At 37.2% G+C, this 23,253-nt stretch carries 22 protein-coding genes and 1 pseudogene; 21 read left to right on the top strand and 2 right to left on the bottom strand.

Annotation, left to right across the window (positions count from 1 at the left end; genetic code table 11):
- Window positions 1–10: 10 nt before the first annotated feature.
- Both BW721_RS03535 and BW721_RS03530 read left to right on the top strand, forming a co-directional pair.
- The gene (locus tag BW721_RS03535) at window positions 11–958 is read left to right on the top strand and encodes a thymidylate synthase (RefSeq protein ID WP_076766172.1); all 948 of its coding nucleotides are present in this window, start codon (window positions 11–13) and stop codon (window positions 956–958) included.
- A gap of 13 nt (window positions 959–971) precedes the next feature.
- On the top strand, window positions 972–1,448 hold the full coding sequence (locus tag BW721_RS03530) for a dihydrofolate reductase (protein ID WP_076766170.1): 477 nt from the start codon (window positions 972–974) through the stop codon (window positions 1,446–1,448).
- Between the two features lie 36 nt (window positions 1,449–1,484).
- Here BW721_RS03530 and trhA read toward each other — a convergent pair whose 3' ends face one another.
- Window positions 1,485–2,132: a PAQR family membrane homeostasis protein TrhA gene (gene trhA, locus BW721_RS03525; RefSeq protein WP_076766168.1), complete on the bottom strand. Its 648-nt coding sequence runs from the start codon at window positions 2,130–2,132 to the stop codon at window positions 1,485–1,487.
- A 121-nt stretch (window positions 2,133–2,253) separates the two neighbouring features.
- On the opposite strand from trhA, the gene BW721_RS03520 reads away from it, so the two are divergent.
- The 17 genes and pseudogenes from BW721_RS03520 (at window position 2,254) to codY (ending at window position 17,747) form a co-directional block, all read left to right on the top strand.
- Window positions 2,254–2,874: a DUF2140 family protein gene (locus tag BW721_RS03520; RefSeq protein WP_076766166.1), complete on the top strand. Its 621-nt coding sequence runs from the start codon at window positions 2,254–2,256 to the stop codon at window positions 2,872–2,874.
- Window positions 2,875–2,922: 48 nt separating this feature from the next.
- Window positions 2,923–3,180 carry a YozE family protein gene (locus BW721_RS03515; protein ID WP_076766164.1) on the top strand — a complete coding sequence of 86 codons (258 nt, stop codon included), beginning with the start codon at window positions 2,923–2,925 and terminating at the stop codon, window positions 3,178–3,180.
- Window positions 3,181–3,182: 2 nt separating this feature from the next.
- Window positions 3,183–3,887: a purine-nucleoside phosphorylase gene (gene deoD, locus BW721_RS03510; protein WP_076766162.1), complete on the top strand. Its 705-nt coding sequence runs from the start codon at window positions 3,183–3,185 to the stop codon at window positions 3,885–3,887.
- A 36-nt stretch (window positions 3,888–3,923) separates the two neighbouring features.
- A complete protein-coding gene (locus tag BW721_RS03505; RefSeq protein ID WP_076766160.1) occupies window positions 3,924–5,426 on the top strand; it encodes a S41 family peptidase in 1,503 nt (500 codons plus the stop codon).
- A complete protein-coding gene (gene lepB, locus BW721_RS03500; protein ID WP_076766159.1) occupies window positions 5,427–5,969 on the top strand; it encodes a signal peptidase I in 543 nt (180 codons plus the stop codon).
- A 39-nt stretch (window positions 5,970–6,008) separates the two neighbouring features.
- Entirely contained in the window at window positions 6,009–6,638 is a 630-nt protein-coding gene (lepB, locus tag BW721_RS03495; protein ID WP_227004599.1) for a signal peptidase I, read from the top strand.
- Window positions 6,639–6,786: 148 nt separating this feature from the next.
- Window positions 6,787–7,830 (top strand): annotated as a pseudogene (locus tag BW721_RS03490) (IS1595 family transposase).
- A gap of 72 nt (window positions 7,831–7,902) precedes the next feature.
- Window positions 7,903–8,061 carry a hypothetical protein gene (locus tag BW721_RS11905; protein WP_198031399.1) on the top strand — a complete coding sequence of 53 codons (159 nt, stop codon included), beginning with the start codon at window positions 7,903–7,905 and terminating at the stop codon, window positions 8,059–8,061.
- Between the two features lie 432 nt (window positions 8,062–8,493).
- Window positions 8,494–8,991, top strand: coding sequence for a DUF4825 domain-containing protein (locus tag BW721_RS03480; protein ID WP_076766157.1), 498 nt, complete (start codon window positions 8,494–8,496; stop codon window positions 8,989–8,991).
- A 208-nt stretch (window positions 8,992–9,199) separates the two neighbouring features.
- Window positions 9,200–10,072, top strand: coding sequence for a ribosome biogenesis GTPase YlqF (ylqF, locus tag BW721_RS03475; protein ID WP_076766155.1), 873 nt, complete (start codon window positions 9,200–9,202; stop codon window positions 10,070–10,072).
- A complete protein-coding gene (locus tag BW721_RS03470) occupies window positions 10,072–10,851 on the top strand; it encodes a ribonuclease HII (RefSeq protein ID WP_076766153.1) in 780 nt (259 codons plus the stop codon). The genes ylqF and BW721_RS03470 overlap by 1 nt, the downstream gene beginning before the upstream one ends.
- 63 nt (window positions 10,852–10,914) lie before the next feature.
- On the top strand, window positions 10,915–11,769 hold the full coding sequence (dprA, locus tag BW721_RS03465) for a DNA-processing protein DprA (RefSeq protein ID WP_076766151.1): 855 nt from the start codon (window positions 10,915–10,917) through the stop codon (window positions 11,767–11,769).
- A 121-nt stretch (window positions 11,770–11,890) separates the two neighbouring features.
- Window positions 11,891–13,954, top strand: a complete 2,064-nt coding sequence (gene topA, locus BW721_RS03460; RefSeq protein WP_076766149.1) for a type I DNA topoisomerase — start codon at window positions 11,891–11,893, stop codon at window positions 13,952–13,954.
- Between the two features lie 96 nt (window positions 13,955–14,050).
- Window positions 14,051–14,977, top strand: a complete 927-nt coding sequence (xerC, locus tag BW721_RS03455) for a tyrosine recombinase XerC (protein ID WP_076766147.1) — start codon at window positions 14,051–14,053, stop codon at window positions 14,975–14,977.
- On the top strand, window positions 14,977–15,504 hold the full coding sequence (hslV, locus tag BW721_RS03450; RefSeq protein ID WP_076766145.1) for an HslVU peptidase proteolytic subunit: 528 nt from the start codon (window positions 14,977–14,979) through the stop codon (window positions 15,502–15,504). Before xerC ends, hslV begins: the two co-directional genes overlap by 1 nt.
- Window positions 15,505–15,516: 12 nt before the next feature.
- On the top strand, window positions 15,517–16,926 hold the full coding sequence (hslU, locus tag BW721_RS03445; RefSeq protein WP_076766143.1) for an ATP-dependent protease ATPase subunit HslU: 1,410 nt from the start codon (window positions 15,517–15,519) through the stop codon (window positions 16,924–16,926).
- A gap of 8 nt (window positions 16,927–16,934) precedes the next feature.
- The gene (gene codY / locus BW721_RS03440; protein WP_076766140.1) at window positions 16,935–17,747 is read left to right on the top strand and encodes a GTP-sensing pleiotropic transcriptional regulator CodY; all 813 of its coding nucleotides are present in this window, start codon (window positions 16,935–16,937) and stop codon (window positions 17,745–17,747) included.
- 46 nt (window positions 17,748–17,793) lie between these two features.
- On the opposite strand, the gene plsY is transcribed toward codY, so the two are convergent.
- Window positions 17,794–18,405 carry a glycerol-3-phosphate 1-O-acyltransferase PlsY gene (plsY, locus tag BW721_RS03435; RefSeq protein WP_076766138.1) on the bottom strand — a complete coding sequence of 204 codons (612 nt, stop codon included), beginning with the start codon at window positions 18,403–18,405 and terminating at the stop codon, window positions 17,794–17,796.
- 232 nt (window positions 18,406–18,637) lie between these two features.
- On the opposite strand from plsY, the gene parE reads away from it, so the two are divergent.
- Window positions 18,638–20,713, top strand: a complete 2,076-nt coding sequence (parE, locus tag BW721_RS03430) for a DNA topoisomerase IV subunit B (RefSeq protein WP_076766136.1) — start codon at window positions 18,638–18,640, stop codon at window positions 20,711–20,713.
- Between the two features lie 2 nt (window positions 20,714–20,715).
- Window positions 20,716–23,187 carry a DNA topoisomerase IV subunit A gene (gene parC, locus BW721_RS03425; RefSeq protein ID WP_335617480.1) on the top strand — a complete coding sequence of 824 codons (2,472 nt, stop codon included), beginning with the start codon at window positions 20,716–20,718 and terminating at the stop codon, window positions 23,185–23,187.
- Window positions 23,188–23,253 lie beyond the last annotated feature (66 nt).

Here is a 23,253-nt window from a genome sequence, read left to right as displayed (position 1 = left end):
TGAAAAAAGGATGACCAAGCAATACTTAGAACTTGCTCAAAAAATTCTAGACGAAGGTGTTGTAAAAACAGATCGTACTGGAACAGGAACGAAGAGTATTTTCGGCTATCAAATGCGTTTCGACCTTCAAAAAGGATTTCCTTTATTAACAACTAAAAAAACAGCATTTGGATTAATTAAAAGCGAATTACTGTGGTTTTTAAAAGGTGATACCAATATTCGTTATTTGTTAGAAAATAATAACCATATCTGGGATGAGTGGGCTTTTGAACGTTATATTAAGTCAGCTGATTATAGAGGACCAGATATGACCGATTTTGGTCGTCGCTCCTTGGAAGATGAGGCGTTTAATGAGCTTTACCAAATAGAGCTAACCCAATTTCAAAATCGTATTCTAGAAGATGATGACTTCGCCAGTAAACACGGCGAACTCGGACAAATCTATGGCTCACAGTGGCGTCATTGGAAAACGAGTCAAGGTGAAACAATTGACCAAATTAAAGATGTCGTTGAAATGATTAAACATAATCCCGATTCGAGACGGCTAATGGTATCCGCATGGAATCCAGAAGATATTCCAAATATGGCATTACCGCCGTGTCATTCTTTATTCCAGTTTTATGTAGCGGATGGGAAACTTAGTTGCCAACTCTACCAAAGAAGTGCAGATGTCTTTCTCGGTGTACCTTTTAATATTGCGAGTTATGCTTTACTAACGCATTTGATTGCTAATGAAACAGGCTTAGAAGTCGGCGACTTTGTCCATACCTTTGGGGATGCTCACTTATATTTAAACCATATGGATCAAATTGAGGAACAATTGTCTCGTGAGCCGCATGACTTGCCAGAATTAGTAATCAAACACCCAGAGAAATCAATTTTTGATATGGAAAAAGATGATATTATCGTCAAAGGTTACAAGAGCCACCCCCGTATTAAAGCACCGATTGCTGTTTAGGAGGAATCACTGAATGATTATTTTTGTATGGGCTGAAGATGAAAAGGGCGCTATTGGGAAAGATGGCGGATTACCTTGGAAATTACCAAATGATATGAAGTTTTTCAAAGAAACCACAACGGGCCATACGGTTCTTATGGGGAGAAAAACTTTTGAGAGTATGGGAAACCGACCATTACCTAATCGTCAAAACTTAATTATGACAAGACAATTGGATTATCAAGCGGATGGTGTGACAGTTGTTCATCATCTTGATGATATTGTTGGTAATAGTGAAGATATTTATGTGATTGGTGGGAGCGAGATTTTCAAGCAGTTTATGCCAGTTGTAGATGTCTTATGGCAAACTAAGATTGCTGGTGATTTTGACGGTGACACCTTTTTTCCACAAGTAAACTGGGAAGATTGGCAGTTAGTTGAAAAAATACCAGGCATTCGCGATGAAAAAAATAAGCACGACCATGAATTCTTAAAATATATACGCAAATAAAAAACGGTTTGGGATTTTTCCCAAACCGTTTTTCTTTTATACATAAAGTAAAATACAGAAGTAATGGAAGGCAGCGCCCGCTAATACAAACAAATGCCAAATGACATGCATGATACCATATTTTTTATTAGCATAGAAAATGGTTCCTAAGCTATAGCTTAAACCACCTAATATTAATAAAATCAAGCCGTTGGTACCTAAATGTTGGTAAATAGGACCGATAAGGAAAATAGCTAACCATCCCATGACTAAATACAAAATGGTTGAAATCCCATTAAATTTCCCAACAAAGAAGATTTTTAAGATGACACCCACAATTGCAATTGACCAAATCGTTGCAAATAAAAATGTTGAAGCCGTTCCTTTTAAAGCGATTAAAGCAAAGGGTGTATAGCTCCCAGCGATTAACAAATAGATAGCTGCATGGTCAATATAACGGAATACCTTGTAGTAGCTTGTGAAACTGAAACTATGGTATAAGGTAGATGAAAGAAAAAGTAAAATCATTGAAATACCATAAATCAGATAAGCTGAAAAATGAACCGTATTTTGTGCGTCGAGTCCTTTCATAATTAAGAAGACAAGTGCTACGATACTTAGAAGCGTTCCAATCCCATGTGTCACGGCATTTAGAACTTCCATTAGTATCTCTTTTGATTTTTTCATTTGAATGTCTGTTGTCATAGTAATCCTCCCTTAAGTCGAACAATTACAAGTTAATCTAATGACAGTATAGCATAAGAAATGGTAAAATTATGAAAATTAAGGCTTCATGACTATTAAAAATATGTAAAGGAGGATTCAAGTGGAAAAAGGTCAGATAGATAGACAAAATAAATGGAAATGGGCATTTTTGATTTTAGTAACACTAAATCTACTGCTGATCATCAGTCTATCAGTCAGCTTATTTTCCAATTCTAAAACAACAGCCGATCAATCAGTTGAACAAACGGGTCCAGTATCGCCGACATCTGATCAATTGCAAGCAACGGTCGTTTTAGAGAATGGAGATATAGAAGCATTGCTATCACAGGCATTAAACGCTAGTCAAAATCAGAGTGTCTCATCGATAAGTGTCACTGAAATAATTAGCATGACCGGTCAATTAAGCGTGTTGGGTATTCCAGTCGACTATGTTGTTGAAGCAGAGCCCTTTCCAATGGAAGACGGTAATCTACAATTGAAGGTGAACAGCATACAGTTAGGTAACTTATCTTTACCGCTCAAGCAAACGTTGGCAATTATGGCCAATCAATTTCAATCGGATTTACCATTAGATGTGAATCCTGATGACCAATATTTGATTGTTCGATTAGATCAGCTCGTTTCGGAGCAAGTTGACCAAATAAAAGTTCTTCAGATTGACAAAGATAATAAAGAATATACAATTCAACTCACTATCCCTAAGCAAAATTTGCTACAATAGGGAAAAGGTCTTTGCAATGAAGAGACAAAGATAAAAGAGGTGGATAATTTGGATCAACAATTTTTTCAATTTGCAATGACTTATAGAGATCCTTATAAACAGGATACTTTAACAGCTTTTGCTAACCTGTTAGAAGCAGATAGCGGATTTCCACGATCATATTCCAATTATGCTGACTTAGCTGATTATTTGGAATTGAGCGGTGAATACACAGAATTTATGGATACATTTGATGAAATGTACCAAGAGTATATCGAAAGAAAAGAGCAAGCTAATAAAACAACAATGAAAAGTGAGGAAATTTAATCATGAGTGTACATATTTCGGCTAAAGTAGGAGAAATTGCAGAAACAGTTTTATTACCAGGAGATCCATTACGTGCAAAATACATTGCAGACACATATTTAGAAGATGTTGTTCAATACAACTCTGTTCGTAATATGTTTGGTTACACAGGAACATACAAAGGGAAACGCGTGTCTGTTCAAGGAACTGGTATGGGATTACCGTCTATTATGATTTATGCCAACGAATTAATTACAGAATATGGTGTGAAAAACTTAATTCGTGTAGGTTCTGCTGGTTCTATTCAAGAAGATGTTCATGTCCGTGATATTGTCTTAGCTCAGGCTGCAACAACAGATTCTAGTGTTGTTCAAAATATTTTCCATAATCAAGTAAATTTTGCGCCAATTGCAAACTTTAACTTGCTTCACGATGCGTATCAAGTAGCTAAAGAAAAAAATCTTAACGTTCATGTTGGAAATGTTCTATCATCTGACCGTTTCTATAACGCCGAATTAGACAAAACAAAATTAGCTGACTACGGTGTTCTAGCAGTTGAAATGGAAGCAGCAGGATTATACATGTTAGGTGCACAACACCACGTTAATACATTAGCGATCTTAACAATTAGTGATCACATTTTAACAGGTGAAGAAACAACATCGGAAGAAAGAGAAACAACATTCAACGATATGATGTTAGTTGCGCTTGAAAGTGTCTTAAAATAAGCGATTCGAAGACCAGCTGGAGGTGACCCTTGTTAGATGAATGAAGAAAAGAAAAAAAGAAAAGTACAACCTAGAAATAAAAAGAAACGAATAGGGGTAAAACTCCCTGTTTATTTTATATCACTGATTCTTGTTGCTGTTATAGCAGTTCTAACAACTTGGTTTTTTGTAGGAGATAAAGAGACCAATAGCCATCCTTTAAGCGGACTGACTGGCAGTCAAAACTCAAGTATTAATGCGATACCAGGTTCTGATAATCTACAAGCAGTTTATGAACTGATTTCTCAATACCATATTAATGAAGTCGACAGCGAAACGCTCTTAAATGGTGCCCTAAAAGGAATGGTTGATGCAGTCGGTGATCCGTACAGCCAATTTCTAGATGTAGATGAAAGTGATACTCTGGATGAGAGTATCTCTGCATCCTTCGAAGGGATTGGAGCTGAAATTACTAGCTTAAATGATCAAATTGTTATTGTTTCACCGATTAAAGGAGCACCTGCTGAGGCAGCAGGCTTGTTACCCAATGATATTGTTTTAAGTGCAGATGGAACCTCCCTAGCAGGGATGACAACCACTGAAGCGGTCAACCTGATTCGTGGTGAAAAAGGAACAGCTGTCACATTAGAAATTCAAAGGGGAAACCAAACCTTTACAGTCGATATTGTCCGTGACACTATTCCAATTGAAACAGTCGCCTATGAACAACTTGAAGATGATCCAACTATTGGCATCGTCAGTGTCTTTAGCTTTTCTCGTCCAACCTATGATGAAATGGTTTCAGCTGTTACTGAGTTGAGAAATCAAGGGGTTGAAAAATTTATTTTTGATTTCAGACAAAATCCAGGTGGCTTGTTAGATCAAGCTATTAAAATTGGAAATATGTTCGTTGAAGACGGAGCCGTTCTCGTTCAAACGGAAGAACGTGGCATTGAACCACAAAAAGTGTTAGCAAGCGATAAAGAGTACGGTGATTTCCAAATTACAGAGCCGTCCGTCATGCTGATTGATGAAGGCAGCGCTAGTGCGTCTGAAATTTTAGCCGGTGTTTTACAAGAAGCAGCAGGTATTCCATTAGTGGGTGTCAAATCATTTGGTAAAGGGACCGTTCAATCCATTTACCCATTAAGTCAAGACAATGAATTAAAATTAACCGTTGCGAAATGGTTAACCCCAAATGGCAATTGGATTCATGATGAAGGGATTCAACCAGACTTTGAAGTAGAATTACCCGATTTTGCCTTTTTAACCTTAATTGACTTTACGCAAACATACGAAATCGGAGAAGTATCCAGTGCTGTTTTAAATCTTGAAAAAATGTTAGCGGCTGTTGGCTTTCAAGTTACCGCTGATGGTTACTTTGATGAAGAAACATTCGTTGCGATTAAGGATTTCCAAATGAGTGTTGGCATAGAAGTAACGGGCGAATTAACAGAAGAAACAGGCGGAAAATTGATTGAAAAATTAAGAGAAGTCATTGCTGAAAATGATACGCAAGTTAAAAAAGCGATTGACGTGTTAAGGGATATGAGTGAATAGATGGAAATAGAGCGTTCAAAAACAAAAAAAATAACTGACTTCTTGCGATTGTTATTACTTTCGTTAGCTGTTGCCGTTTTTATACGCTATTTTGTTTTCATTCCGGTTAAGGTGGAAGGCAGTTCTATGTCACCTACTTTGGAACATAATACGCATATTGTTTATGAGCCCTTTACAACATTGGAGCGATTCGATATTATTTTGTTCCATGATAGTCAAGGCGAAGCCTTTATTAAGCGTATTGTTGGCTTACCTGGTGAACGTCTTCGTTATGAAGACGATCAACTCTATATTAATGATGAGCCAATTGATGAGCCATTTCTCGACCTAGAAAATGAAGAGAATCAAGTCGATACTGCGGACTTTACCCTGGAATCGTTAACGGGTTTAGACGTTATCCCTGAAGGGAATTACTATGTTTTGGGTGACAATCGATCACGTAGCAAAGACAGCCGAATGTTTGGTTTTGTTCCGAAAGTGTCGATTGAAGGGAAAGCAAGATTGGTTATTTATCCTTTTGATAAAATAGCCATTCTTCCGTAGTATTCTTTTTAAACCGTCGAACGAAAAGGAGCCATGATGATGAATAAACAAACAGAAAAACAATGGAAAAATAAAAAATCGGCAGCTTCTAAGTCGACTGGTAGTTTTTTCAAAGAAGTCCTAAACATCTTATTTTCGGTTGCGATTGCTTATATCTTGTTTTTATTGATACGAGCGTATTTGTTTTTCCCATTACAAGTTGTGGGACCGTCTATGTATCCGACTTTGCAAGACGGCGACCGTTTGATTTTAAATCGTTTGGGCTCAATTGACCGTTTTGATGTCGTTGTTTTTCCTGCTCCTGATCCAGAAGGGGCTAAAGAGAACGAAGAATATGTCAAACGGATTATTGGTATGCCAGGAGATGAGATCGTCTATCTTGACGATTTGTTGTATGTGAATGGCGAAGCAGTAGAAGAACACTACTTAGAAAGCTTGCAAGCTGAAAAAGAAGATAGTACGTTAACGCCGGACTTTACCTTGATGGATATACCTGAGAGTGATAGCTATCAAGTACCAGAAGGCATGTATTTCGTTATGGGAGACAATCGATCACGTAGCAAAGACAGTCGCGTATTTGGATTTGTTTCAGAAGAGCTGATTGAAGGAACAACCAGTTTAAGAATTTGGCCATTAAATCGGGCTGGCTTTCTTGAAAAAAATGAATAGAGCATCACCTCTAACAAGAGAAGTTGAGATTACAGTATCTCAACTTCTTTTTTTAAAAGAAGGCTCTGTTAAAGTTAGTTGTTGATAATTGATTTTTAGGAACTAAAGTTCGATGATTAAGCTATCTATAATAGGGTTGGTGATGATTGTGAGAGCGACTGAAATCCTTAAAACCATTCAAAAACTAAATCCAGCAGAGAAGCACAAATTGCGTGAATATTTAATTGATGCACTTACTGCATCAAGTTCGACTGGAACTGTTCTTCACGAAATATCTGAACGTAAGAATAAGAATGGCTATGAATGTCCTGATTGTGCATCAGAACATATTGTTCGATTCGGAAAGTATACAACAATTGTTGATGGCGAAGAGGTTAAAAAGCAACGCTATCGCTGTAAGGCTTGTAAAAAGACATTCACTGACCTCACAAATACAGTTCTTTATCGAACTCGTCCACCTTAACCAATGGAGTAAATTTGTTGAATGTATGATTGAAGGTTATTCTCTTCGTAAATCTGCTGATTTAATCGGAAACATCACTCACGTCACTTTGTTTTATTGGAGACACAAACTATTATCATCGTTAAAGAAAATTGAAATCCCAAATTTTGAAGGTATCGTAGAGATGGACGAGACCTATTTCCTGTACTCAGAAAAGGGACAAAGAAAAATCAAAGGTAGAAAGCCACGTAAACGTGGTGGTTCTGCGAAGAAACGTGGTATAAGCAATGAACAAGTATGTGTATTGGTTGCAAGAGACCGTGACAAAACCACCTTTTCGCAGATATTAGGTATGGGTAGGTTAATGAAAAACCAATTAGACAAAGCCATCGGACATAGGCTTTCAAGTGAAAATATACTATGCACAGATTCTTGGCGCGCATTTAAAACATATGCTGCTGAAAAGGGAATGGATATTTACCAATTCAAGTCCGATGGTAAAATTCGTACGAAGGGGCTTTATCACATCCAGAACGTGAATAATTATCATAGAAGACTAAAAGGATGGATACAACGATTTAATGGTGTTGCGACCAAATATTTAAACAATTACCTTGCTTGGTTTCAGGTCTTGGAAAGTATCCAACATCAAAGAAATGAAGTAACAATGAATGACTTGATTATTAAAGGGAATTTAGTTAGAGTTCAGAAACTTATGATACAATCAGGTTAACTAAATTTGCTGTATAAACACTGTTGCTTATTCAACTAACGAGGCAGAAGAGTTTAACAAGAAAAAATAGATATCGAAGGATTTTTGAAATGATAAAAGGGTTATATGAAGCACATTTACCAGTAAGTGATTTAAAGCGTTCAATAAAGTTTCATATTGGGATTGGGCTTGAACTTGACCATATCATTGAGGATAGTTTGGCATTTTTATGTATTGAAAAAGATAAGGTTGGGATTATGAAAAACTGATAAAGTATAACTTGAATACCATCCTTCGATAAGACATATAGCGTTTCAGATATCGATAGAAGGATTAAAGAATTCAGTTAGTTGGCTTAAAAATAAAGGGTATAAACCAAGGGAGGCTTTTGGTTTTGAACCTATCGAACCTTTTGTGATGCCTCACAATGATTATGCACACACCAAAATTCATTTCAATGACCCAGATGGAAATAGTTTAAAATTTATTTGTAAAATAGGTAATCCCAAAAACTTAAAAGAACGTATGTATTTGAGTAAGTGGGAAGAAATGAATAACTAAAAACTCTTCAACTAAAGGGGTGCAATTTTCAAGAAGGATTAAGCACCTTATTTATAAAATTAAAGAAGTAGAATACATTGAAAAGGGTTTTAATATTCTATGTTAAGATAATGTAAGACAGAAGAAAGGGTGACTGAAAGGTGAAAAAAGTAACAAAATATATTTTCTTTTCATTGTTAATTTTGATGTTCATAAATGGATGTAGTTCAGATAACAATGAAAAAAATACAACAAATGAAAATATCTTTCAATACGAGGGCACTTTAATAGGCGATAACAGTGCAGTAATTAACATTATTGGGCAATTACAACATAGTGAGGAATTTAATGAAGTCTCACTTCAAACAGAATCAGAGCCATATGGAATGACTTTAACGTACAATGAAATTGATGCGACAATGATAGAAGAGGAATATGAAGAAACGGTAATTTACAATGCTACCTTCCTGTTCGCTTTAATTGATAATGCAGAGTGGATTACCTTCGTTTTTGAAAATGATGAATATAAAATAACAAAGGAAGAATTACAAAAGTGGTATGGTAAAGAGTTAAGTGAATTTAACAATGAAGAAGAATTAATAAGTCTTGTGCAAGAACAATTGGAAGATGGAAATAAGGTAAATCGGTTATTAAACTAACGGGTGCGTTAATTGAATAAGAGATTATTACTAATTAGAACTTCCTAAAAAATGGAAGTTCTAATTTATTACCTTATATCAACAATAAACTTTAATAGAGCCTAAAAGAAACAAGAATAATTTTTTTCTAAAGCCAACTATGTTATGATAGTAAGGCATTTGATAGCGTAAAAAGCTGTGAGACAATGAAATAAGGAAGTGTATAAATATGGTTATTCAATGGTTTCCAGGACATATGGCGAAAGCCAAGCGTGAAGCAATTGAGAATAGAAATATGGTGGATATTGTTATTGAACTTGTTGATGCAAGAATCCCAGAGTCTAGTTCGAATCCATTGATAGATGAGATTGTCGGTCACAAACCACGTTTAATTATTTTGAATAAATTAGATTTAGCTGACCAAAGTAAAACAGAAAAATGGTTACAATATTATAATAAAAAGAATGAAAATCAAAAAGCCATCGCTGTTAACGTATTTAATCAAAATGATATTAAATATGTTAAAAAAGTTCTTCAAGAAATGATGGCAGAAAAACACAAAGTCTGGGTATCAAAAGGAATGAAACCCCGTGCGACACGTTTAATGGTACTCGGTATTCCTAACGTAGGTAAGTCGACTTTTATTAATCAAATGATTAAGAAAAATCGTGCCAAAGCATCCAATAAACCAGGTGTAACCAAACACCAACAATGGTTGAAAATTGGAAATGAATTTGAATTATTAGATACACCTGGTATCCTATGGCATAAGTTTGAAGACCCTCAAACGGGTGTTCACTTAGCACTAACCGGTGCGATTAAAGATGCGCTCTTCCATAAAGATGACATTGCTATGTACGCTTTAAAATTCTTTAAGGCAGAGTATCCTGGTCGTATCCAATCCTACTACCATTTGAACGAAGATGTTACTGATGAGGAATTGCCAGACTTTTTAATGGCCTTAACAAAGAAATTAAACTTTGGTGACGACTATGATCGTGCCAGCGAAAAGTTGATTTTTGATATTCGTGATGGGAAATTAGGGACATATACACTTGACCCAGTTCCTCAAGACCCGACTGTTGAAGTGGAGTTAGACTAATGGAGAAGCGACCAACTATACAAGCGCTCAAAGAACAGTTGTTACAGATAACAGATCCTAGTGATGAACGTCTATTGGCTATTGCCAAAGATGAACGAAAAGGTATTCAGACTGCTTTAAAGCAATGGCATAGTCGCTATGAAAAGGGTCAGCAATTACTTACTCATCGCGAGAAAATGTTGACATACGAAAGACAATTAATGACCGAAGGCTATCATATTATTGCGGGCATTGATGAAGTGGGACGTGGCCCTCTAGCAGGTCCAATTGTTGCGGCGGCAGTTATTTTACCATCTGATATGCCTGCGCTACCGATTAATGATTCAAAAAAACTATCGGAAAGTAATCGAAACCTATTGTCGAAAGAAATATGGGAATGTGCTAAAGTCGGAATAGGTGTCGTTGACAACCAACAAATCGATGAGTTAAATATTTATCAAGCAACCAAACTAGCCATGAAACAAGCGGTGGGAGCGTTGGGTATTCAACCAGATGCTTTGCTAATAGATGCCATGACGTTAGATCTGCCATTTAAGCAAGAGTCACTCATTAAAGGGGACACCAAGTCTTATTCGATTGCTGCTGCTAGTATTGTAGCAAAAGTTTATCGCGATAGTCTGATGAAGGACTATGCTAAAGTCTATCCACATTATAGTTTTGAGAAGAATGCTGGTTATGGGACAAAGACTCATTTAGAAGGGTTAGACCAATATGGTGTAACGCCAATTCATCGTAGAAGTTTTGAACCAATCAAATCAATGACACAAAAAATGAAATAAAAAAACGCAAAAGCCTCTTTTTGTTCTATTTATATATAGAGACATATATAAGGAGGCTTTTTTATGCTAAAATCTGACCTAAGAGACTTGCTCATCCAATTGGCTATTATGGGCGAGTTATCTGCTAAAGAAATGAATGTAATCGCTAACACAAATGACGAAGTCAAACGCCATTATTTATTGCAAGTAATGGATAGCCGAATTGTAGTGGGAAAGTGTGACCCTGCGTATGAAAAAGTTCTAAAAGATTATCAGTCAGCAAACATTCAATTTTCTACTATTATTGATGAGGATTACCCACCATCCTTGAAAGAAATTCATTCCCCACCGGTTGTTCTTTTTTACAAAGGAGACTGGAAATTGACAAAGCGTAGACGATTGGCTATCGTTGGTAGTCGAAGAGCCTCTGCTTATGGTGAACAGGTTTTGGCTGTTCTATTACCAGCCTTAGTTGCAAAAAATGTGACGATTGTTAGTGGATTAGCTGCTGGAATCGACCAATATGCTCATCAACAAACGATTCGATTGAAAGGTGACACGATTGCGGTTATCGGAACGGGGTTGGATGTTTACTACCCATCTCAGAATCAACATTTACAACAACACATGCTAGATAAGCAATTGGTGATTAGTGAATACCCACTCGGTAAAAAACCCCACCGTTCTCATTTCCCAATGAGGAATCGTATCATAGCCGGATTGTGTCAAGGTACGCTTGTGGTAGAAGCAAAAGAACGCTCTGGAAGTTTGATAACGGCAAATTTAGCCTTACAGGAAAATAGAGAAGTGTTTGCAGTGCCTGGCAGTATTTTAACAACAGCCAGTAGTGGCACCAATCACTTGATTCGTGCAGGAGCAAAATTAGTGATGACTGCCGATGATATTCTCGAAGAAATGACACATTTGTGGCAATTATAAGTTTTTTTTGACAAATAAAAATAAAATAAATTTGACAAAGTGATGTATAGTAGCATAAGATGATTTACGATTTTAGTTCGATCTATTTTAATCGAATAAAAAGAGAGAAAGGGGTTTTCCTTTGGCGTATAAATACTTGGTGATTGTTGAATCCCCAACCAAAGCAAAAACAATTGAAAAATATCTTGGACGTAATTATAAGGTTGTCGCAAGTAAGGGACACCTCCGTGATTTGCCGAAAAGTCGTATGGCAATTGACTATGATAATGACTATAAACCCGATTACATTTCCATACGAGGAAAAGGACCCATTATTAAAGAATTAAAGAAATATGCAAAAAACGCTGAAAAAATATTTCTCGCGTCTGACCCGGATAGAGAGGGAGAGGCAATTGCTTGGCATTTGTCATATTTACTAGGACTAGACCCATCCGATAATATCCGTGTTATTTATAATGAAATAACAAAAACATCTGTAAAAGAAGCGATTAAAAACCCACGCCCCATAGATATGGACTTAGTAGATGCCCAACAAGCGAGACGTGTTCTTGACCGACTAGTTGGTTATTCTATCTCGCCTTTATTATGGAAGAAAGTGAAAAAAGGATTGAGTGCGGGACGTGTTCAGTCGGTTGCTTTGAAGTTAATTATTGATAGAGAAGACGAAATTAATGCCTTTAAACCAGTAGAGTCATGGACTTTAGATGGTACCTTCCAAAAGGATCGTAAGATCTTTGAAGCGGCCTTTTATGGTAAGGCAAATAAGAAGCTCGTTTTAAACAATGAAGAAGAAGCAAAAGCAATTATTTCAGGTTTAAAAGGTAATGAGTTCTTAGTCAGCGATGTCGTTAAGAAAGAACAAAAGAGAAACCCAGCCGCACCATTTACAACATCAAGCTTGCAACAAGAAGCGGGTAATAAATTAAATTTTAGAACACGTAAAACAATGATGGTTGCGCAACAGCTTTATGAAGGAATTGCAATCGGTAAGGAAGGCTCAGTTGGTTTAATCACTTATATGCGTACCGATTCAACCCGTATTGCAGACAGCGCTGTAAGTGAAGCTCATGATTTTATTATGAAAGAATACGGCAGTGAGTATGCACGAAACAATCCGCGTAAAGATAAAACGTCAAGCTCAGCACAAGATGCTCATGAGGCAATTAGACCGTCCAGTGCCCTTCGTAAACCAGAAGATATCGAGCAGTATTTGACGAAGGATCAGTTCAAACTGTATCAATTAATTTGGTCACGTTTTGTAGCGAGTCAAATGACTGCAGCGATTTTTGATACGATGCGTGTTGATTTAACAAATGGTGACATTATTTTCCGTGCGAATGGATCGAAAGAGAAATTCCCAGGTTTCCGTAAAGTTTATGTTGATAGCAAGAAAAAGGATAATATGCTTCCAGATCTTGAAGTAGGCGATAAAGTCTTTTCGAAAGACATTATTCCAAACCAACACTTTACACAACCACCTGCTCGTTATTCAGAAGCAACATTAATTCGCGCGCTTGAAGAAAATGGTGTGGGTCGTCCATCAACCTACTCACCGACTATTGAAACCATTCAAAGACGCTATTACGTGAAATTGAACGCTAAACGTTTTGAGCCAACAGAGCTTGGAACGATTGTTCACCAAGTCGTTAATGAGTTTTTCCCTGATATCGTTAACGTTTCCTTTACGGCAGAAATGGAGAAAGATTTAGACAGCGTTGAAGAAGGTAAAATCGAATGGGTAACTGTTATTGACCAATTCTATAAGCCTTTTAAAGAAGATGTTACGAAAGCTGAAGCTGAAATGGAAAAAATCGAAATTAAAGATGAACCAGCAGGGTTTGATTGTGAGTTGTGTGGTCATCCGATGGTCATCAAACTAGGTAAGTTTGGTAAATTCTATGCATGTAGTAATTTCCCTGATTGCCGAAATACGAAAGCCATCGTGAAGAAAATCAATGTGACGTGTCCATTGTGTAAAGAAGGCGACGTTATTGAACGTAAATCTAAGAAAAAACGTATTTTTTATGGTTGCGATCGTTACCCAGAATGTGACTTTGTCTCATGGGATAAGCCAGTCGGTAGAGATTGTCCGAAATGCGAGCATTATTTAGTTGAGAAAAAAGTTAGAGGCGGCATGCAAGTCAAATGTAGCCACTGTGACTACGAAGAAAGCCTGCAAAAATAAGGCTGAAGAGTTAATAATCTTTTAAACTTAAAACTGAACAATTGAAATCTCTCCAGCCTTATGATATTTTTAACGTAAGTTGCTGGAGGGATTTTTTTGAAATCAAACAATTATTTAATAGAAGGGTTTATTCATTATTTAGCGATTGAACGTCGCTATTCTGATGAAACAGTAAAAGCCTATTTACAAGATTTGAAGAAATTTGAAAGTTTTTTAGCAGGAAGTGGCACAGCCTCGTTTCTCGATGTCCGTTTGTTTGACTTGCGGACCTTTTTGAGTTTTCTAGATGAAGAAGCGTTGAGTAGGAACACCATATCACGTATCCTATCAAGTTTAAGAGGTTTTTATGGCTATTTATTACGTGAAAAGCATATCGACGAAAATCCTGTTTCCACCATTAGTTTTAAAAATAGGTCTTTACGGCTTCCTAAATATTTATATGATGAAGAATTAGAAAAATTATTTGAGACAGCAAAAGGAACAGAAGCGCTAGATTACCGAAATGTGGCGATTTTAGAACTGCTCTATGCGACTGGGATTCGTGTGAGCGAGTGCCGAACAATTCAAATCAGTGATATTGATTTTACACTAGGCGTCGTTTTAGTAGTCGGTAAAGGGAACAAAGAGCGTTACGTGCCGTTTGGACAATTTGCCCTAACTGCTTTGGAAGATTACCTTGAAAAGGGACGTCAGCCACTCATGGCGAAATTTAATAAGCAACATGATACGCTTTTTATTAACCGTTTAGGTGATCCGCTTACATCAACAGGCATTGAACATATTTTAAATACAATTATGAAAAAAACTGGCATGACTGGTCATTTGCATCCTCATATGCTGCGCCATACCTTTGCAACGGATATGTTGAATGGTGGGGCAGATATGCGGACCGTTCAAGAGTTACTCGGTCATTCCAGCTTATCATCGACACAAATATATACACATGTAACCAAGGATGTTTTGCAACAGAATTATCGTGCTTACCATCCACGCGCAAAACGAAAGAATAGAGGAGAATCATAATGACAACAATCTGTGCTGTACAACATAATGGGAAATCTGCAATGGCTGGTGATGGCCAAGTCACAATGGGTGAGCAAGTGATTATGAAAGGCTCTGCTCGTAAAATTCGTCGTATTTATAATGATGAAGTTATTGTTGGTTTTGCAGGAGGCGTTGCTGATGCCTTTACGCTTGAAGATCGGTTTGAAGAGAAATTAAAGCAACACAAAGGCAATCTTCTTCGTGCATCTATCGAAGTTGCTAAGTTTTGGAGAGGCGACCGCGCTCTACAAAAGTTAGAAGCCTTATTAATTGTGATGAATAAAGATGAAATGTATTTAGTATCAGGAAGCGGTGAAGTTATTGAACCAGATGATGGAATTTTAACTATCGGATCAGGTGGCAATTTTGCTTTGGCAGCTGCACGCGCTTTAAAACGAAATAGTACGAATTTAACTGCTAAAGAGATGGCGCAGCAAAGCCTACAAATTGCGTCTGAAATCTGTGTCTATACGAACGATAATATTATTGTTGATGAATTCGCCTAAGAGGAGAGAATAATGTTGAAAACGAAAACGAATTTAACACCACGTCAAGTATTAACCGAGTTAGACCGCTATATTATTGGTCAAAATGACGCCAAGAAAGCCGTAGCAGTAGCGCTTCGTAATCGTTACCGCCGTATGATGTTGGATGAAGAAATGCAACAAGAAGTCACACCAAAAAATATTTTAATGATTGGACCAACAGGTGTTGGTAAAACAGAAATTGCTCGCCGCTTAGCGAATTTAGTTCATGCACCCTTTGTAAAAGTGGAAGCAACTAAGTTTACCGAAGTCGGTTATGTCGGACGTGATGTTGAATCAATGGTTAGAGACCTAGTTGAAAATGCCATGGCGCTTGTAGAAGAAGAAAAACGAAGTGATGTCTATAGTAAAGCATACGAAAAAGCTTTACAACGGCTAGCTAAGGCATTGAAACCAGGTATAAAAAAGAAGAAAACAGCTGATAGCAATGGTTTCCAAAACATGTTCCAACAATTCGGCTTGCCAGCAATGGATAATGCTAGTGAAGAAGAGGCAGAAGAAGTGACTGCTGAAATTTCATCGGCTAGAGCGGATATTGTTGAGCAATTGCGTAAAGGTGTACTAGATAACCGCGAAGTGACTATTCAAGTAGAAGAAAAGTCGTCTAGCCCACTCGGTACAATGGGTGGTAATGAGCAAATGATGATGCTGCAGTCTGCACTAGAATCGATGACTCCTAAACGCAAAACAAAGCGCACGATGAAAGTGAAGGACGCCATAACTATCTGTGTAGATGAAGAAACTGATAAACTAATTGATAAAAATGATATTGCAATGGAAGCTTTAAAACTTGCAGAAGAAAATGGGATTATTTTTATTGATGAAATTGATAAAATCACATCAAAGTCTGACCAAGGTGGACAAGTATCTCGTGAAGGTGTTCAACGTGATATTCTACCAATCGTTGAAGGGTCACAAGTTGCAACGAAATATGGTAATATTAAAACCGACCATATTCTCTTTATTGCTTCTGGTGCTTTTCACGTATCTAAGCCGAGCGATTTAATTCCAGAGTTGCAAGGCCGTTTTCCAATCCGCGTTGAGTTAGATGATTTAACTGAGGAAGATTTTGTCCGTATTTTAACAGAACCTAACAACGCACTCTTAAAGCAATATAAGGCATTGTTAGAAACAGAAGAAGTAGTGGTGACCTTTACAAAAGAATCCATTGAGCGGATTGCGGCTAATGCGGCTGAGATGAACGATGAGACAGATAATATTGGGGCAAGACGTTTGCATACCATTTTAGAAAAACTATTAGAGGATTTGCTATTCGAGTCCCCAGATATGCCTGGTCAACAAATAACCATAACGGCTGAATATGTGGATGAAAAAATATCCCATATCATTCAAGATGATGATTTAAGACGTTATATACTGTGAGGTAAGAGATGGAAGAGTTATTAGAAAGGTTACGAACGATTAATCGTTTACTTCAAAAAGGGGACGGATTTGTAACAACAAAAGTAGTAAACGAAGAAGAGAGCAACTTGCCTTTCTTAGAGATGACAGAGCATTTAGCAGATATTTTAGGTGCTAATGCCTATTTAATTGACGTTGAAGGAACTTTGTTAGGCTTTAGTGAAGCGATTAATATCAATAACGAGCGTGTGAAGCAGATGTTGTTTGATAAAAAGTTTCCTAGCAACTACTCAAAGGAATTAAACAAGTTGAAAAATACGACAGCTAATATTGGGATTGAATCGAGTATGACGGCTTTTCCGATTGAAACACGAGATATTTTCGTAACCGGCTTAACGACTATTGTTCCTATTTTTGCAGCAGGGCAACGATTGGGTAGTTTAATCTTTGCACGGCTAAATGATCCCTTTGATAATGGCGATTTGATTCTAGCTGAACATAGCGCAACGGTTATCGGTATGGAGATGCTTCATTTAATTAATGTTCGGACCGACGAAGCTGCTCGTGCGGAGACGTCAGTAGCAATTGCGCTACAGTCTTTGTCGTTTAGCGAGACTGAAGCAATTACGGAGATTTTTAAAACCATTGATGGTTTGGAAACACGTATTAATGCGTCTCAGCTAGCCGCTAAAAAGGAAATCACACGTTCAGTCATCGTGAATGCTTTAAGAAAATTAGAATCAGCTAGCATTTTAGAATCTAAATCACTGGGGATGAAGGGAACGTATATTAGAGTCAGTTCACCTTTATTATTGACCATGATTAAAGAAAAATTAGCATAAAAAGAGAGCGGTGAAAGGGCAATTAGCCCCGACCGCTCTCTTTCTTTTAGTTAGAATCCTTTTGCTTGTTGTAGCGTAGTCCGAATGGTACTAATGATTCTGTGCCCTCTTTAATACGTTGTATATTTGCACGGTGTCGGTAAATGATATAAGACGTTAAAGAAATGGTCACTATAATTAACCAAATATCTCCCATAAAAAAAGAAATGACAACAGCTGTTAAACAAGCTGCCATACTAGCGAAACTTACCATACTTGATACAAATAAATAAATTAAAAAACTACTAATAGCTAATGTGAAAAACAAAGGGTTGTAAGCGAGGATAATACCAGCGCTCGTTGCTACAGCTTTACCTCCTCTAAAATTGACGAAAATTGGAATTGTATGACCCACAGATGCAATGACCCCTGTTAAAAGAGGGTGCAAGGATAAGCCAAACCAAATAGGAAGTAAGGTTGCTACAGACCCCTTTAATATATCCATGATTAACACAATGATGCCTGCTTTTGTTCCAAGCACTCGGAACGTATTGGTTGTTCCCATATTTCCACTGCCGTATTCGCGTACATCTTTGTGATAAAATAATTTTCCAATCCAAACACCAGACGGGATAGATCCTAATAAGTATGCTGCAATAATGGTAATCAGTGAAATCACTTAATTCACTCCTATAGTAAGAATAAAAATAATACCTTATTAGTTTACCATCTTTTTGGTTTGATTGATACTAAGTTTTTGCAACCGATTCCTAAAAAAAGTTGCGAAATGCCTTTAAAACAATCCTTTCAATGATATAATGATATGATTTTCCTTTTACAATTTAGCGCATTTACAGTATTATAATAGAATGGATGTTCGAATTCCGTAGAAGTAATAAAGGGGTTTAACTATGACACGAATGAAAAGCAACGAATATAATGATAATTCAATACAGGTTTTAGAAGGGCTGGATGCCGTTCGGAAAAGGCCAGGGATGTATATTGGATCTACGGATAGTCGTGGTTTGCATCACATGGTATATGAAATAGTCGACAATGCTGTCGATGAGGCCCTATCTGGTTTTGCAGATGAAATAGCTGTTACTATCCACGCTGACCAAAGCATCACTGTTAAGGATAACGGACGCGGGATGCCAACTGGTATGCATCAATCGGGAATACCGACGATTCAAGTTATTTTTACCGTCCTACATGCAGGTGGTAAATTTGGCCAAGCAGGTGGCTATAAAACATCTGGTGGCTTGCACGGTGTAGGTGCGAGTGTCGTTAATGCCCTATCCGAATTCTTAGAAGTTAGCGTGACACGTGATAAAATGGTCTATCATTTAAATTTTGAAAATGGCGGTAAACCAGCCGGAAAACTAAAAAAAGAAAAAACAACAGCTACTTCAAGTGGCTCATCTATTCATTTTTTACCAGACCGTGAGATTTTCGGATCAGCTCAACTATCTTATGATATTTTGGCAGAAAGAATGAGAGAATCTGCCTTCCTTTTAAAAGGGTTGAAGATTACCTTAACTGATGAACGTCATGATAAGAGTGAGGTTTTCTATTACGAAGAAGGAATCAGTGAATTTGTTGCCTACTTAAATGAAGAAAAAGACACCTTAACTAAGATTACAAGTTTTTCAGGAATTATTGAAGGTATTGAAGTGGAGTTTGCCTTCCAATATAACGATGGCTATTCGGAAACCATTTTATCTTTTGTTAATAATGTACGGACTAAAGATGGTGGAACCCACGAGATTGGTGCTAAGACAGGAATGACAAAAGCATTTAATGAATACGCCCGTAAAATTGCCTTGTTAAAAGAAAAAGATAAAAATTTAGAAGGCAGCGACGTTCGTGAAGGACTGACAGCTGTCTTAAGTTTGCGCGTTCCAGAAGGGATTCTACAGTTTGAAGGACAAACAAAAGAAAAACTAGGAACACCACAAGCTCGCCCAATCGTTGATAATTTAATTAATGAGAAGTTAAGTTTTTTCTTAATCGAGAACGGTGAAATTGGACAAATGCTCATTCGTAAATCATTAAAAGCGAGAGAAGCGCGTGACGCTGCTCGTAAGGCGCGAGAACTATCACGTAATGGTAAAAAGAAAAAGGGCGAATTACTTTTATCTGGCAAGCTAACACCTGCTCAAGGGAAAAATGCTAAGAAAAATGAATTGTACTTAGTCGAAGGGGATTCTGCTGGTGGATCTGCTAAACAGGGACGTGACCGTAAATTCCAAGCTATCTTACCGTTAAGAGGGAAGGTTATTAATACTGAGCGCGCTAGCATGCAGGATATTTTGAAAAATGAAGAAATCAGTACCATTATTCATACTGTGGGCGCTGGTGTTGGAACTGATTTTGAAGTTGCAGACAGTAATTACGATAAAGTCATAATTATGACTGATGCGGATACCGATGGGGCTCATATCCAAACTTTGCTATTAACATTCTTCTACCGTTACATGAAGCCACTTCTAGAAGCCGGTAAAGTTTACTTGGCACAGCCACCCTTATATAAGGTATCAAAAGGCAGTGGAAAAAAAGAAGTTATTGAATACGCTTGGACAGAAAAAGAGTTGGACGAAAAAATTAAAAAAGTTGGCAAAGGTTATATTTTGCAACGCTATAAAGGGCTCGGTGAGATGAACGCTGACCAATTGTGGGATACAACGATGAATCCAGAAACTCGTACACTTATTCGAGTTGTCATTGATGACAAAGCTCAGGTCGAGCGACGTGTGACGACCTTAATGGGTAATAAAGTAGAACCACGGCGTAAATGGATTGAAAGTCATGTCCAGTTTACACTGGAAGATGATAAAAGTATTCTAGAAGAAACAGAAAAAGACGAACGTTCAGAAGCAACTCAACAAGTAAAGAAACAAATCCGTCATGAAAAAACTCATACAGAAGCCGATGCATCGTTTGATGGTATCGACCAAACTGTTTTGGATATTGAAAGTGGTGAATAAGATTGGCAGAAAGACAAGATATTAAAGAACTAATGATGGAAGATGTCATGAGTGATCGTTTCGGTCGCTATTCTAAATACATCATCCAAGACCGTGCGCTTCCTGATATTCGCGATGGTCTAAAACCTGTACAGCGTCGTATCTTATATGCCATGTATGTTAGTGGTAATACTGCCGAAAAGCAATTCCGTAAGTCAGCTAAAACAGTTGGTAATGTTATAGGTAACTACCACCCTCATGGGGACTCCAGTGTTTATGAGGCGATGGTTCGCTTAAGTCAAGACTGGAAGATACGTGAACCTCTAATTGAAATGCACGGTAACAACGGTAGTATGGACGGTGATCCAGCTGCAGCTATGCGATACACGGAAGCAAGATTATCAAAAATTGCTAGCGAATTATTAGGTGATATCGATAAAGAAACCGTTGATTTTATGTTGAACTTTGATGATACGGATGAAGAGCCATTGGTATTACCAGCTCGTTATCCCAATTTATTAGTTAATGGGACAACTGGGATTTCAGCAGGTTATGCGACCGATATCCCACCTCATAATTTGGGTGAGATTGTTGATGCTACAACTTATTTAATTGACCATCCCAATGCGAGTTTAGATAAGCTGATGACCTTTGTTAAGGGACCAGACTTTCCAACAGGAGCGATTATTCAAGGGATAGATGGTTTAAAATCGGCTTACAAAACCGGAAAAGGGAAAGTGGTTGTACGTTCAAAGACAACAATAGAGTCTCTAAGAGGCGGTAAGCAACAAATCGTCATCAATGAAATTCCTTATGAAGTTAACAAAGCCCAGTTAGTGAAGAAAATGGACGAAATCCGTATCAATCGTAAAATTGAAGGGATTGCTGAAGTTCGTGACGAAACTGACCGTACAGGCTTACAGATTGTTGTTGAACTGAAGAAAGATGTTAATGCAGAGGGGATTTTAAATTACCTTTTCAAAAATACTGATCTTCAAGTAAACTACAACTTCAATATGGTTGCTATTGATGAACTGATGCCAAAGCAAGTTGGATTAAGTGATAGTTTAAACGCCTATATTAAACACCAAAAGGAAGTTATTAGCAGACGTACACGCTACAATCTGAAAAAAGCAGAAACACGCTTGCATATTGTAGATGCTTTGATTAAGGTTATTTCCGTTTTGGATGAAGTGATTCAATTGATTCGTAATTCGAGTGACAAACGCGACGCTAAAAACAACTTAATTGATGCTTATCAATTTTCAGAAGCTCAGGCAGAAGCGATTGTATCCTTGCAGCTATACCGGTTAACCAATACAGATATTGTTGCATTACAAAATGAACGATTAGACTTAAGCGAATTAATTGCATCATACAATAGTATTTTAAAAAATGAGCAAACATTATTACGTGTGATGAAAAATGAATTAAATGAGGTTAAGAAAAAATACGCAACGCCAAGACTGTCTGTGGTTGAAGAAGAAATTGAAGAAATTAAGATTGAAACAGAGGTTTTAATTCCTGAAGAAGAAGTGTTTGTGGTTTTAACCCAAGAAGGTTATTATAAACGAACCACTTTACGATCATTCGCTGCAAGCGAACGAGATGATATTGGACTTCGTGAAGGTGATCAACCTTTGTTAATTGAAAAAGCATCAACCTTGGATGCTATTGTGATTTTCACTAGCAAGGGCGATTACATGCATTTTCCAATTCATGAATTGCCTGAATTAAAATGGAAAGACATGGGGCATCACTTATCGCAAAGTATCCCATTCTCGAGTAATGAAGAAATTATCGCCGCTAAAATTACTCGTCACGCTGAACCGTTAACTGATAAACAAACGGTTGTCTTCATGACAAAGGAAGGTATGATGAAACGGTCACTGCTATCTGATTATCAAAGTTTTAGAGGCTATAAACGAAAGAAAACAACAGCGATTAAACTAAAAACAGAAACAGATAGTGTCACAAATATTTATTTTGTTGATGAAACAAATACATCTTATGAAGTATTGTTGATTACAAACGGCGGATTTAGCTTACGTTACGTACTCGACGAAGTATCACCAACGGGCTTACGAACAAGTGGTGTTAAAGCTATTAACCTAAAGGCAAATGACTATGTTGTCGGTGGTGCAGTCTTTGAACTAGACAATGAAAAGTATCCAATCCTAATTTTGACGCAACGTGGCAATGCTAAACGTTTTAGAACTGGAGAAATCCCTCGTTTAGGAAGAGCAAAACGCGGCTTAATGTTGATTAAAGAATTAAAGGCTAACCCACACCGAATTATCTTCGTCGATGCGGGAACAGATGCTAACAGTTTATATGCCCTTCGGACAACGAGAGGGCAAGATAAAGAAGTCTATAGCAAGTCTATTCCATTTACAGCTCGCTACACTAATGGTAGTGCTCTTCTTGTAGAACGAGATGAAGGCAACATTTTTACGATTAAAAAAATACATGACCTTTCACAATTAGAAGAATAAAGTAACACAAATTAGTACAGAAACAGACTGTTGTATAATACAGTCTGTTTCTTTTTTAAAAAAAAA

It is taken from the genome of Jeotgalibaca sp. PTS2502, assembly GCF_001975685.1.
Taxonomy (GTDB): domain Bacteria; phylum Bacillota; class Bacilli; order Lactobacillales; family Aerococcaceae; genus Jeotgalibaca; species Jeotgalibaca arthritidis.
Note: the sequence above shows the minus strand (reverse complement) of the source record. Positions and strands in the feature narration are given on the sequence as shown.